Annotated in this window: 12 protein-coding genes; 7 read left to right on the forward strand and 5 right to left on the reverse strand. The window is 67.7% G+C overall.

Translation table 11 applies throughout. The features are described from left to right. Nucleotides 1–79: 79 nt before the first annotated feature. Both AC5P8R_RS07460 and AC5P8R_RS07465 read right to left on the reverse strand, forming a co-directional pair. A complete protein-coding gene (locus AC5P8R_RS07460; protein WP_014646444.1) occupies nucleotides 80–625 on the reverse strand; it encodes a GNAT family N-acetyltransferase in 546 nt (181 codons plus the stop codon). A gap of 95 nt (nucleotides 626–720) precedes the next feature. After that, a complete protein-coding gene (locus AC5P8R_RS07465; protein WP_014646445.1) occupies nucleotides 721–1,578 on the reverse strand; it encodes a 23S rRNA (adenine(2030)-N(6))-methyltransferase RlmJ in 858 nt (285 codons plus the stop codon). A gap of 35 nt (nucleotides 1,579–1,613) precedes the next feature. On the opposite strand from AC5P8R_RS07465, the gene creB reads away from it, so the two are divergent. The 7 genes from creB to AC5P8R_RS07500 all read left to right on the forward strand — a co-directional run bounded on the left by creB (nucleotide 1,614) and on the right by AC5P8R_RS07500 (nucleotide 9,457). Next, on the forward strand, nucleotides 1,614–2,339 hold the full coding sequence (gene creB / locus AC5P8R_RS07470) for a two-component system response regulator CreB (RefSeq protein ID WP_080376403.1): 726 nt from the start codon (nucleotides 1,614–1,616) through the stop codon (nucleotides 2,337–2,339). 3 nt (nucleotides 2,340–2,342) lie between these two features. Next, nucleotides 2,343–3,803, forward strand: coding sequence for a two-component system sensor histidine kinase CreC (creC, locus tag AC5P8R_RS07475; RefSeq protein WP_495223221.1), 1,461 nt, complete (start codon nucleotides 2,343–2,345; stop codon nucleotides 3,801–3,803). A gap of 81 nt (nucleotides 3,804–3,884) precedes the next feature. Then, nucleotides 3,885–5,204, forward strand: coding sequence for a cell envelope integrity protein CreD (gene creD / locus AC5P8R_RS07480; RefSeq protein WP_049441519.1), 1,320 nt, complete (start codon nucleotides 3,885–3,887; stop codon nucleotides 5,202–5,204). 10 nt (nucleotides 5,205–5,214) lie between these two features. Next, a complete protein-coding gene (locus tag AC5P8R_RS07485) occupies nucleotides 5,215–5,625 on the forward strand; it encodes a hypothetical protein (protein ID WP_495202583.1) in 411 nt (136 codons plus the stop codon). A 155-nt stretch (nucleotides 5,626–5,780) separates the two neighbouring features. Then, complete coding sequence (locus AC5P8R_RS07490; RefSeq protein ID WP_241886622.1) at nucleotides 5,781–7,373, forward strand: M20/M25/M40 family metallo-hydrolase; 1,593 nt, start codon at nucleotides 5,781–5,783, stop codon at nucleotides 7,371–7,373. A 154-nt stretch (nucleotides 7,374–7,527) separates the two neighbouring features. Continuing rightward, nucleotides 7,528–8,931 carry a glutamate--tRNA ligase gene (gene gltX, locus AC5P8R_RS07495; protein WP_014646451.1) on the forward strand — a complete coding sequence of 468 codons (1,404 nt, stop codon included), beginning with the start codon at nucleotides 7,528–7,530 and terminating at the stop codon, nucleotides 8,929–8,931. A 34-nt stretch (nucleotides 8,932–8,965) separates the two neighbouring features. Continuing rightward, complete coding sequence (locus AC5P8R_RS07500; protein ID WP_004150412.1) at nucleotides 8,966–9,457, forward strand: Fur family transcriptional regulator; 492 nt, start codon at nucleotides 8,966–8,968, stop codon at nucleotides 9,455–9,457. Between the two features lie 111 nt (nucleotides 9,458–9,568). On the opposite strand, the gene AC5P8R_RS07505 is transcribed toward AC5P8R_RS07500, so the two are convergent. The 3 genes from AC5P8R_RS07505 to AC5P8R_RS07515 are packed head-to-tail and all read right to left on the reverse strand — an operon-like array spanning nucleotide 9,569 to nucleotide 12,971. Beyond that, the gene (locus tag AC5P8R_RS07505; RefSeq protein ID WP_014646452.1) at nucleotides 9,569–10,723 is read right to left on the reverse strand and encodes an HlyD family secretion protein; all 1,155 of its coding nucleotides are present in this window, start codon (nucleotides 10,721–10,723) and stop codon (nucleotides 9,569–9,571) included. Between the two features lie 8 nt (nucleotides 10,724–10,731). Continuing rightward, the gene (locus AC5P8R_RS07510) at nucleotides 10,732–12,405 is read right to left on the reverse strand and encodes an MFS transporter (protein ID WP_495223222.1); all 1,674 of its coding nucleotides are present in this window, start codon (nucleotides 12,403–12,405) and stop codon (nucleotides 10,732–10,734) included. Beyond that, nucleotides 12,405–12,971, reverse strand: coding sequence for a TetR/AcrR family transcriptional regulator (locus tag AC5P8R_RS07515; protein WP_014646454.1), 567 nt, complete (start codon nucleotides 12,969–12,971; stop codon nucleotides 12,405–12,407). The genes AC5P8R_RS07510 and AC5P8R_RS07515 overlap by 1 nt, the downstream gene beginning before the upstream one ends. Nucleotides 12,972–13,092: the final 121 nt, after the last annotated feature.

Here is a 13,092-nt window from a genome sequence, read left to right on the forward strand (position 1 = left end):
TGTGCCGTTGGGGTAACGCAGTTCAGGCCAGCGGCCGGCACTACCGGCAGGCGTCGCCGGGCGGGGCCCGGCGCATCTGTCAGTTGTCCAGCTCCAGCACCATCCGCACCAGGCCTTCGGCACCGGCCGGGTGCGGGACCGGCTTGAAGCCCAGCGAGGCGGCCAGCTGTTTCATCGGCTCGTTCTCGGCGGCGACGTCGCCGTACAGGCGGTCCAGGTACTTGCCGCGGCCCCACTTCACCAGCTTGCGCATCAGCTGCCGGCCCAGGCCCTGGCCAATGAGGAAGCGGCTGATCAGGATCGCGTACTCGGCTTCACGGGTGCCGGGGATGATCGAGGCCCGGGCGACCGCGCCGACCACCGCTTCGCCAGCGGGCAGGGATTCGGCTGCGACCAGGGTGATCTCGGTCTTGGGATTCGGGTGGGTCAGGCGCTGGGTGGTTTCCGGCGAAAGCTCGGTCACCGCCTGCAGGAAACGATCACGGATTTCTTCCGGCCCGAACAGGCTGAACGCCGCTTGCAGCGGTGCGCCATCTTCCGGGCGGATGGGGCGGATCAGCAGCTCGTGGCCGCTGGGAGCCTTGAAGATCTCATGCCAGGGCGGCATGCGGTTGCGAGTGGCCATACCGGGTGATTCCTTGGTGGTCCATCGATTGTGGCATCACCGGGGCTGCATTCCGTGAACGAAAGGCTCACGGCGGTACAGCCTCGTGAAGGCCGTCATTCGGGGGCTTTGAGCCAATCCAGGCGGGTGCTGGCCCCCGGTTCGCCCAGGTGCTGGCGCAGCGCCGGCAGGGCCGGGCCGACCACCCGGTCGAACTGCCACGGCGGGTTGAGCAGCAGCATGCCGCTGCCGTTGAGGCGCAGCGGCGAGTCGTCCGGGCGCACCAGGAACTCGATCGTCATCGCCGATTTCACCGGCAGAGCGGTGGCCTTGCGCAGGAAGTGCAGGATGGTGCGGCGCTGCTTGATCGGGAACCACACCGCGCAGGTCGCCTGCGGCCAGCGCGCCAGGGTCTCGGCCAGGGCGGCCAGAACGGCCTGGTACTCGGCGTCCTGGGCCTCGTACGGCGGGTCGATCAGCACCAGGCCACGGCCGATCTTGCTGCCGTTGAACTTCGGCGGCAGCAGCGAGCGCAGCAGGGCATAGCCATCGCCAGCGCGCACATCGACGCGGCTGTCATGGGCGAACAGGGCCTTCAGCGTGGCCGTTTCGGCTTCCTGCAGCTCGCAGACCGCCATGCGGTCCTGCGCGCGCATCGCCTGTGCGCTCAGCAGCGGCGAGCCCGGGTAGTTGGTCAGCGCGCCCACCGGGTTGTCGGCCTGCACCGCCTTCAGGTAGCGCTCGACCACCTCCGGCAGCCTGGGCTGGGCCATCAGCCGCATGATCCCGGATTCGGCCTCCAGGGTCTTGCGGCTCTCTTCGCTGGCCAGCAGGTAGCGGCCGGCACCGCCGTGGGTGTCGAGCACGAAGAACGGGCTGTCCTTGCGCTTGAAGCTGTCGATCAGGGCCAGCTGCACGATGTGCTTGAGCACATCGGCGTGGTTGCCGGCGTGGAAGGCGTGGCGATAGTTCATGGGCGGCAGTGTACGGGGCGGCGGCCGCAGCGGCTATGCTGCGCGCCATGACAGCTCCCGTTGCCCATGTCCTGGTGGTCGAGGACGAAGCCGCCATCGCCGAAACCGTGCTCTATGCGCTGCGCAGCGAAGGCTATGCCGCCAGCCACTGCCTGCTGGGCGGCGAGGCCCTGCAACGGCTGCAGGCCGGCGATATCGACGTGGTGGTGCTGGACGTGGGCCTGCCGGACCTGGGCGGTTTCGAGGTCTGCCGGCGGCTGCGTGCGCAGCCCGGACCGGCGGCGCAGCTGCCGGTGATCTTCCTGACCGCCCGCAACGATGAAGTGGACCGCGTGCTCGGCCTGGAACTGGGCGCCGACGATTACATGACCAAGCCGTTCTCGCCGCGTGAGCTGGTGGCGCGGGTGCGCGCGCGCCTGCGTCGCGTGGCACCGGTCGTGGCAGCCCCCGGCGCAGATGCGGGCTGGCAGGAACACGGGGCGTTCGCGATCGACCGCGAAGGCCGGCGTATCCGCTTCCGCGGCCATGCGCTGGACCTGACCCGCTACGAGTACGCGTTGCTGGAAGCGCTGCTGCAGCGCCCCGGAGCCATCCTCAGCCGCGCGCAGCTGATGGACCGGGGCTGGGACAGCAGCGCCGACAGTGCCGACCGCACCGTCGACACCCATGTAAAGACGTTGCGCGCCAAGCTGCGTGCGGCTGGTGCCAGCGACGACCCGATCCGCACCCACCGTGGCCTTGGCTACGCGCTGGAGGTCTAGCCGATGCGCCTGGTACTGAAGCTGTTCCTCGGCTTCTTCCTGATCACCGGCATCGCCGCGTTCTTCGTGATGCGCGTATTCGTCAACGAGGTGAAGCCCGGTGTGCGCCAGGCGATGGAATCGACCCTGGTCGATGCGGCCAACGTGCTGGCCGAGATGGCCGCCGCCGACGTCAAGGACGGCACCATCCGCAGCGGCAGCTTCACCCGCAACCTGGCCAAGGCGCGGCAGCGCGACCTGAAGGCGATGGTCTGGCGTTTTCCCAAGCGATCGCTGGATTACCGGGTGACCATCACCGATGCCAAGGGCATCGTCATCTACGACTCGCTGGGCCGCGACCTCGGGCGTGACAATTCGCGCTGGAACGATGTCTACCGCACCCTGCGTGGCGAGTACGGCGCCCGCTCCAGCCCGGAAATATCAGGCGAAGAAGGCGATACGGTGATGCACGTGGCGGCGCCGGTATACGACCCGGCCGATGGGCGCACCCTGATCGGCGTGCTCAGCCTGGCCCAGCCCAACCGCAGCATCGATCCGTTCATCGCCGCCAGCCAGCGCGCCATCATCGAGCGCGGCGCCTGGTTGATCGGGCTGTCGGCGCTGGTCGGCGTGCTGGTGACGATGTGGCTCACCACCGGCCTCGGCCAGCTCAGCCGCTATGCACGCGCGGTCAGCGCCGGCGAACCGGTGCCACCGCCACGGCGCCGCCGCGACGAGATCGGCGACCTGGGCCAGGCGCTGGAAACCATGCGCCGCAAGCTTGAGGGCAAGGCCTATGTCGAACAGTACGTGCAGTCACTGACGCATGAAATGAAGAGCCCGCTGGCGGCGATCCGCGGTGCCGCCGAGCTGCTGCAGGAGCCGCTGCCCGAGGCCGACCGCGTGCATTTCGCGCGCAGCATCGTCGACCAGCAGGAGCGGCTGACCGAGACCATCGACAAGCTGCTGGCGCTGGCCGAAGTGGAACAGCACGGCTGGCTGCAGACCCGCGATCCGATCGCGCTGCCAACGTTGCTGGCCGATGCGGCAGCGGCGGCGCAGGTGCGTGCGCAGGCGGCCGGCGTGCAGGTCAGCATCGGCAGCGCGCCCGACCTGCGCGTGCAGGGCGATGCCTATCTGCTGCGGCAGGCGTTGCACAACCTGATCGACAACGCCATTGCCTTCTCACCGCCCGGCGCGGACATCGCACTGCAGGCCGAGGTGGACGGGCAGGGCGTGCGCCTGCAGGTGGCGGATCGCGGTACCGGCATTCCCGACTACGCGCGCGAACGGGTGTTCGAACGCTTCTATTCGCTTGCCCGCCCCGGCAGCGGCCGGCGCAGTTCCGGCCTGGGCCTGCCGTTCGTGCAGGAGGTCGCGCGCCTGCACGATGGTCGCGCCAGCCTCGACGCGCGCGACGGCGGTGGCACCGTGGCCAGCCTGTGGCTGCCGTTGTCAGTGCCGGGCCAGCGTCCGCGCCGCTGACTTCACACTCGCTTCAACTTCGCCACAAACCCTGCTCACCGCAGCGGTCCATCCTGCAGCCCTCTCCAACGAGGATGGACCATGAAATCCCTGAAGATGCTGCTGAGGTTCGCCATTGTCGGCGGGCTGATCCTGTTGTTGCTGGTGCCGCTGATGATGATCCGCGGGGTCATCACCGAGCGCAGCCAGTACCGCGACGAGGCCTTTGCCCGGGTGGCCGACAGCCGTGCCGGCACGCAGCAGCTGGTGGGCCCGGTACGGGTGGTGCCGTGGGTGGAACGCAAGCAGGTTGAACTGGTTGACCCGCTGGGCGTCAAGAAGACCGAGATCCAGGTGACCGAGGGCCACTGGCTGCAGATGCCGGCGTCGCTGGAGGTGGGCGGCGAGATGCTGCCGAGCCAGCGCGAGGTCGGCCTGTTCAAGGTGCCGGTGTACAGCTGGAATGGCCAGTTGAAGGCGACTTTCGCCGAAGACGACTATCCGGTGAAGAACGGCCGCACCTATGGCCAGCCCTATGTGGCGCTGGGGGTTTCCGATGTGCGCGGCCTGGTGGGCACGCCGAACCTGCGGGTGGACGGCAAGCAGCTGCGGTTGCTGCCCGGTGTAGGCGTGGCCAGCGAAATCGGACGTGGCCTGCATGCGCCGGTGAGCGGTTTCGCCGCGGATCAGGGCGGCGCGCTGGCCGCCAGCACCGTTGAACTGGAGCTGCGCCTGGATGGCAGCCGCATGCTGTCGGTGGTGCCGGTGGGCGATGACACCCGCATCGCGCTGCGGTCGAGCTGGCCGCATCCGTCGTTCAGCGGCGCCTTCCTGCCCAACGAACGGCGTGTCGATGCACAGGGCTTCGAAGCACGCTGGGCGGTGTCCTCGCTGGCCTCCGATGCACAGCGCCAGCTGCGCAGCGAGGGGACGATCGATTCGCAGGCCGTGACGGTGTCGCTGGTCGATCCGGTCGATACCTACACCCAGGCCGACCGTGCCTCGAAGTACGGCGTGCTGTTCGTGGTGCTGACCTTCGTCGGCTTCATCCTGTTCGAACTGATCAAGTCGCTGCGCATCCATCCGCTGCAGTACCTGATGGTCGGCCTGGCGCTGGCGATCTTCTTCCTGCTGCTGATCAGCCTGTCCGAGCACATCGCGTTCTGGAAGGCCTACCTGGTCTCGGCCGTGGCCTGCATCGGCCTGCAGGCGGTGTACCTGGCCAACGTGCTGGGCCACTGGAAGCGCGGCCTTGGCTTCGCTGCGCTGCTGACCGTGCTGTACGGCGCGCTGTATGGCCTGCTGGTGTCGGAGAACAACGCACTGCTGATGGGATCGCTGCTGCTGTTCGTGATCCTGGCGCTGGCGATGTGGGTGACCCGCCGGGTCGACTGGTACGCGCTTGGCGCGGACCTGAAGTAAGGAGCACGCCATGAGCTGGCGCCAGGGATTGCGGCAACGGGCGCGGCAGGGCATTCCGGCCCTGCTGGAAGTGGATGCACTGCTGCAGGCACATGGCGTGCTGGCGGCCCTGCCGGGGGCACGGATCGCCCCCGGCCTGGTCCGCTTCCAGCTGGCCGCGGTGACCTGCGAGGGATTGCAGGGCGAGGGCCTGGCCTGGTTGCAGGGCGCGCGGCAGGGACGCGGTGCGCTGGCGGGGAAGGTGCCGCGCTACCGGCCATGGAAGGCCGGGGCGGAAGCACTTGCGGAAATCGGCATCGGTGGCCTGCCCGATGACTGGCCCGCGCATGCGGCGGTGTATGGCTGCAGCAGCATCGACCGGCGGCACTGGTTGCTGCTGCTGCCGGAGCGGGCGCAGCTGTGGCTGGGGTGGAGTGGGTGAGGTGGTTTGGCAGATGCGACCCAACCACTCTTCTGTGGGGGCGAACCCTGGTTCGCACGCTTCCGCGCCGCCCATGACCGATGGGACGGTATCGCGGCGCCGCTGCTGGCTAGACTCGATGGGTTGATGAGCAGGCCGGAAGGCAGGGGTGCGATGTGTTGAAGTGGGGCGTGCTGGCCGTAGCGCTGGCAATGGGTGGCAATGCAGCGGCGCAGCAGCGCGAATCAGTGGACCTGGACATGGTCAGCCGCATCCGCCAGGAGGCCTTCCACCGTTCGCAGGTGATGGACACCTTCAGCTATCTCACCGAACGCATCGGCCCGCGGCTGACCAACTCCCCGGCGATGGGCCGCGCCAACGCGTGGACCCGCGGCAAGTTCAACGAATGGAAGCTGGACAACGTCCACGACGAAGCGTTCGATGACTTTGGCCGTGGCTGGGAGTTCACCTCGGCCAGCGTGGAAATGCTGGGTGACCGTGTGCAGCCGCTGCATGCACTGCCCAAGGCCTGGACGCCGGGCACCAAGGGGCCGGTTGAAGGCGAGCTGGTGCAGGTCGAGATCAAGAAGCCCGAAGACATCGAGAAGTACCGCGGCAAGCTGCGCGGCAAGATCCTGCTGCTGGGCGAGGCGCGCGAGTACAAGCGCGGCACCGAGCCGGATTCGCATCGCCACGACGCGACCTCGCTGGAAGGCCTGCAGGCGTTCACCCTGCCGAAGGACCAGGACGCCACCGCCGAGCGCGCCAAGCGGGTCAAGGAGTACCAGGAACGCCAGCAGCTGGCGACCAGGGTCAATGCGTTCTTCGTCGAAGAAGGGGCGCTGGCCTCGATCAGCATCAGCAGCTGGGACAACGGCATCATCCGCGTTGCAGGTGGTGGTTCTCGCAAGGCCGGCGAGCCGGTCGGCATCCCCGAGCTGGCGATGATCAGCGAGCACTTCAACCCGCTGGTGCGCGCGCTGAAGGCCGGGCAGACCATGCGCCTGCGCGTGGATGTGGCCGCGCGCTTCACCGATGACGCCGACCAGCCCGGCTACAACACGCTGGCCGAGATCCGCGGCAGCAGCAGGCCTGATGAAGTGGTGATGATCGGCGCGCACCTGGATTCCTGGCACAGCGGCACCGGCGCGGCCGACAACGCCGCAGGCGTGGCGGTGATGATGGAGGCCATGCGCATCCTCAAGGCCACCGGCGCCAGGCCCAAGCGCACCATCCGCGTGGCGCTGTGGAGCGGCGAGGAGCAGGGCCTGATCGGCTCGCAGGCCTATGTGGCCAAGCATTTCGGCCGGTTCCCGGAGCCCACCGACCCGGCGCAGAAGGCGCTGCCGGCGTCGCTGCGCGAGCCGACCGGTGCACTGCAGAAGACCCGCGATTACAGCAAGTTCCAGGTCTACTTCAACATGGACAACGGCTCCGGCCGCTTCCGGGGCATCTACGCCCAGGAAAACCTGGCGGCGATGCCGATCTTCGAAGCCTGGCTGGCGCCGTTCCATGACGTCGGCGCCACCACCGTGGCGACCCGCAACACCGGCAGCACCGACCACATCAGCTTCGACCGCATCGGCCTGCCGGGCTTCCAGTTCATCCAGGACCGGCTGGACTACTTCACCAATGTCCACCACAGCCACCTGGACACCTGGGACCACGCCGAACCGGAAGACCTGAAGCAGGCCGCAGCCATCGTCGCCTCGTTCGCCTACAACGCCGCGATGCGCGAGCAGCCGTTCCCGCGCAAGGTGGAACCGTAAAAGGGGACGGAGGGGATTAAGTCGCATCTCCCCTCCGTTTCCCGGTTGCAGTGCCCACGGGCTGGGCAATCGCGACTTAATCCCCTCCGTCCCCTTTTTCCGTCGGGGGCGGCGGGCTGGTAAAATCGGGGGATTCCCGTTCCTCGAGCCGTCCATGACCTGCCGCACCCGCTTCGCCCCCAGTCCCACCGGCTACCTGCACATCGGTGGTGCCCGCACCGCGCTGTACTGCTGGCTGGAGGCCCGCCACCGTGGCGGCGAGTTCGTGCTGCGCATCGAGGACACCGACCGTGAACGCAGCACCCAGGGCGCGATCGACGCCATCCTGGAGGCGATGGAGTGGCTGGGCCTGGACTACGACGAAGGCCCGATCTATCAGACCGACCGCGTCGCCCGCTACCGGGAAGTGGCAGAGCAGCTGATCGCCGACGGCAAGGCCTACTACGCCTACGAAACCCGCGAAGAGCTGGACGCGATGCGCGAGGCCGCCATGGCCAGGCAGGAAAAGCCGCGTTACAACGGCGCTGCACGCGAACTGGGCCTGCCGTACAAGGACGACCCGAACCGCGTCATCCGCTTCAAGAACCCGCTGGAAGGTACGGTGGTGTTCGACGACCTGATCAAGGGCCGCATCGAGATCGCCAACAGCGAGCTGGATGACATGGTCATCTTCCGCCCGGACGGCTACCCCACCTACAACTTCGCGGTGGTGGTGGACGACTGGGACATGGGCATCACCGAGGTCATCCGCGGCGACGACCACATCAACAACACCCCGCGCCAGATCAACCTGTACGAGGGCATTGGTGCGCCGGTGCCGAAGTTCGGCCACATGCCGATGATCCTGGACGAGCAGGGCGCCAAGCTGTCCAAGCGCACCGGTGCGGCCGACGTGATGCAGTACAAGGACGCCGGCTACCTGCCCGACGCGCTGCTGAGCTACCTGGCCCGCCTGGGCTGGTCGCACGGTGACCAGGAGCTGTTCAGCCGCCAGGAACTGATCGACCTGTTCGACGTGAAGGACTGCAATTCCAAGGCCTCGCGCCTGGACATGGCCAAGCTGGGTTGGGTCAACCAGCACTTCCTGAAGACCGAGGACGTGGCCGCCATCGTGCCGCACCTGGTCTACCAGCTGCAGAAGCTGGGCCTGGACGTGGCCGCCGGCCCGGCCCCGGAGGATGTGGTGATCGCCCTGCGTGAACGCGTGCAGACCCTGAAGGAAATGGCCGAGAAGGCCGTGGTCTGGTACCAGCCGCTGACCGGGTACGACGAAGCGGCGGTGGCCAAGCACCTCAAGGCCGGTGCCGAGGTGGCGCTGGGCAAGGCCCGCGAGCTGCTGGCAGCGTTGCCGGAGTGGACCGCCGAGTCGGTGGGCGTCGCCCTGCACGACGCGGCCGCAGCGCTGGAGATCGGCATGGGCAAGGTCGCCCAGCCGCTGCGCGTGGCGATCACCGGCACCCAGGTCAGTCCTGACATCTCCCATACCGTGTACCTGGCCGGCCGCGAGCAGGCCTTGAAACGCATTGATGTGGCCATCACCAAGGTAGCAACGGCCTGAGGCATCCTTGCCAGGCCCGAACCGGAGAACACGCATGCCCGCCAAGACCGCCACTGCCTGTACCGCCCCGCACCACCACGTCCACGACGCATCGGATTTCGTGGCGGTGGTCGAGCGTGTCTCGCGCGAACGCGGGCTGCGCCTGACCCCGATCCGCGCCAACGTGCTGAAGCTGATCGCCGAGGCCGGCAAGCCGGTCAAGGCCTACGAGCTGCTGGAATGGGTGCGCAACGGCAAGGGCGTGGGCGCCGATGCCCCGCCCACCGTGTACCGCGCGCTGGACTTCCTGATGGCCAATGGCTTCGTGCACAAGCTGGAATCGGTGAATGCCTTCGTGGCCTGCCACCATCCCAGCAGTGCCGCGCATTCGGTGCCGTTCCTGATCTGCAACAGCTGCCACAGCGCGGTGGAACTGGAAGACCGCGAGATCGTCACCCAGCTGGAGAAGCGCGCCAAGGAGCTGGGCTTCCAGCCGCAGGCACAGACGCTGGAAGTGCATGGCCTCTGCGCGCGCTGCGCCGGCTAACGCAACGGTAGGGCCGGCCGCTGGCCGGCATTTTGGAAACGGGGTCAGATCCCTTTGCCACTGGCAAAGGGATCTGACCCCGTTTCATACCGGTGCGGCAGGGCCTGCGTCCTAGTCCATCGGCTTGGACCGGGTATCCACCCGCACGATCACCGACATGCCGGGCCGCAGCTGCTTTGCCAGCTTCTGATCCCTGTTGATCGATATCCGCACCGGCAGCCGCTGCACCACCTTGGTGAAGTTGCCGCTGGCATTGTCCGGGCGCAGCACGCTGAATTCCGACCCGGTGGCTGGGGCGATCTCCTGCACGCGGCCCCGCAGCACCTGGCCCTGGAACGCGTCCACCGAGAACGTCGCCGGTTGGCCGACCGCCATGCCCCAGGTCTGGCCTTCCTTGTAGTTGGCCACCACCCACAGCGTGTCAGGTACCAGGAACAGCAGCTGCGAACCGGCAGCGACGTACTGGCCCACGCGTACGCTGGCTTCGCTGATCTGGCCGTCGCGTGGTGCGTGGATCACCGTGTTGGCCAGGTCGATGCGGGCCAGTTCCAGCTGCGCCTGCGCGCTTTCCACCTGCGCTTCCAGGCTCTTGCGCGCGACCTGGGTCGACACCAGCGTTTCCTCGGCGATGCGGATCTGCGCCTGCGACTGCTGCACGCTGGCCTGTGCCGACGCCTGGGTGGTGCGGAACTTGTCGCGGTCGTTGATGGACACCAGCTGCTGCGCCGCCAGTTCCTCGTAGCGTTTCAATTCATTGCGCGAACGCTGCAGTTCGGCCTGGCCAGCCGACAGCGTGGCGCGGGCGGAGGCAATCTGTGCGCGGTTCTGCGCCTGTGACTGGTCCGAGTTGGCCAGCGCCGCGCGCGCGCTGTCCAGCGTCGCCTGCGCCTGGGCCACGCGCTGCGCATAGATGCGGTCATCGATGCGCAGCAGCGGCTCGCCCTGCTTCACATGCTGGAAATCCTTCACCAGCACTTCGGTCACATAGCCGTTCACCTGCGGCGCCATCACCGTGATCTGGCCGCGTACATAGGCGTTGTCGGTCACCATCACGCTGCTGGTGAACGGCCACAGGTGCCAGGCGCGCAGGATCAGCGCAATGCCCAGCAAGGCCACTACCACCATCACCACCACGCTGCGGGCGCTGGGCTTGAGGTACTTCGGCGCGACCGCGGGTTCTACCGGCGTGGCCGCGGGCGCCGCGTCGGTCGGCGGCGGTGGGGTGACGTTGTCGGTGTCGTCGGGGCGGGGCGGGACGGGAGGCATGGGAGGACTCAACGGGACGCGGCCGGCGTGGACGCGGTGGAAAGGGCGGGGTGGCGCTTGCGCCATTGCTTGAGCACGGCGGTGCGCAGCGACAGCAGCAGCAACCAGCACAGGAAGCCGATCGCCAGCCAGCCGCTCAGCGTGAACACGTCATTGAAGCCACGCACGTTGGCTTCGCGGCGCGTGGTCTGCGCCAGCTGCGCGCTGCCCTGCGCACTGCGCAGCACCGGGTCGGTGATCTGCGCAGCGTACAGCTGCTGCTGGATGCGCAGCCGTTGCGCGACCACCGGATCGGCCGGATCGAGCTGGCTGGTCAGCGCGCTGGAATACAGCTGCTCGCGATGCAGCTGGAAGGTCCCCAGCACCGCCGAACCTGCCAGGCCACCCAGGGTCTGCGTGATCGACAGCGTCACCAGGAAGGTGATCATGTGGTCGACGCCCTGTTTCAACGCGGCGGAGATGCCGAGCATGATCAGCGGGCCCATGAACATGCCGGCACCGACCGAGGCCAGGAACTGGCTGGCGTAGAAGTCGTGCGGCCGGTCCAGGCTGGTGCGGTGCTGGTCGAAGAACGCGGCGGCGCCCAGCAGCAGGATCGCCATCAGCAGCTGCGCGATCAGCCGCTTCGGTCCGAAGGTGAGCGAGGCGCCGGCGATGCCGACGATCACCCCGGCCAGGATCACTACGAACAACGGCCGCATCTGGTCAGGCCCCATGCCCAGCGTGCGCATCAGGTTGACCACGCCGTAGGACTGCTCGGTGGTCAGGAAGCGGATCAGGAACGCGCCGACGATGAAGTGCAGCACCGGCAGCTTCGACAGCCAGCGGATCTGCAGCAGCGGATTGCGCCGGTAGTGTTCGATGATGAAGGCGGTGGTGGACAGCACGATCGAGGCGACCAGCGCCCAGCCCAGCCATGGGGTGTTGAGCCACCAGCGCGTGTAGCCCTGCGCCAGTACGATCACCAGCAGCGCGACCGCCGGCGCGAGCAGGGCGAAAGTGAGGAAGTCCAATGGCTCGAACGCCTTTACCTGGATGCCCGGCGGCAGCTTCAGCACCACCACTGCCGCGAACGCGCACAGGGCCAGGCCGGCTTCGAAGGAGTACAGCTGGTGCCATTGGCCGGTATCGACCAGGCCTGGTGAAACGATCCAGGCGATCGGCACCGCCAGCTGCGACAGGCCGACACCGACCACCAGCAGATTGCCGGTGAATCGGCGCGGCAGCGCCTGCAGCATGTACAGCGTGCCCAGCGTCGAACAGGCCGCACCCGCGAAGCCGCTGGCGGCTCGGGTCAGCATCGTGGTCTCGAAGCTGCCGACGAACAGGTGCAGCACCGCCAGCGCCGCATACAGGCCCAGGCCAATCTCGGCGAACAGGCGGATGCCGTACTGCTGGCGGAACTTGAAGGCCAGCAGGTTGGCGGTGACATTCACCATCGCATACGCGGCCACCAGCCAGCTGCCCTGGGTCGGAGCGAGCGCCAGCTGGCCCTGCAGGAACGGCAGGTTGGCGGTGACCAGCGCATTGCCGAGGCCGCCGGTGATCGCCACCAGCAACGATACCAGCGCATAGGCCGCGCGCCGGTACGGCGGGTGCCAGGGCATCGACGCCGAGCCGGGCATGGTCGGCTTCTCATGCTCCTCCCAATCCGGAACCGGCTTCAGATACGGCTGGACCATCAACGGGCCTCGCTGGCAGCTCCCTGGAGACCCCCACGCAGCAGCTGCAGGGCACGCCCGGCCAACTGGGCGCGCTCGTCGCGGGTCTTGCCGCGCAGGGCCGCACCCAGCATGCCCGAGATCAGTGAAATATCCGTCTTTTCCAGGTCGTCACGGCACAGCCCGGCGGCCTTGGCGCGCGCGATCGGTTCCTCCAGCAGGTCGCGCACGGTCTCGCGCGCGGCGCGCATGGACGGCACGTCCGAATCAACCGCACGCCAGTAATCGGCCAGTGCCGGCGAATCGATGATGCGCTGGGCCATGCCCTCGAACACCTCGAACAGGGCGTCATCGCGGTCACCGAGCTGTTCGACCTGGCGCCGGATGCGGTCGACCGTGCGCTGCAGCAGCGCCTGGATCAGCGCGGTGCGGTCGGGGAAGTTGCGGTACAGGGTGGCGCGGCCCACCTGGGCGCGTTCGACCACCAGATCCAGCGGGGCGGTGACGCCATGTTGGCCGAAGACATGATCGGCGGCGTCGAGGATGAGGGCACGGCGGGCAGCAGCATCGGCACGTTGAGCGGTCATGGAATCATTTTCGGACAAAAGTGTCCGATTGGCGAGACTTTGAGTGACGGGATTGTCCGGTTGTTGTCGTACGCACACCTTTGTGACGGATGCGTGATGGCGTGGGACGGAATGAAAACGG

It is taken from the genome of Stenotrophomonas sp. YJH_SMC_73, assembly GCF_059370155.1.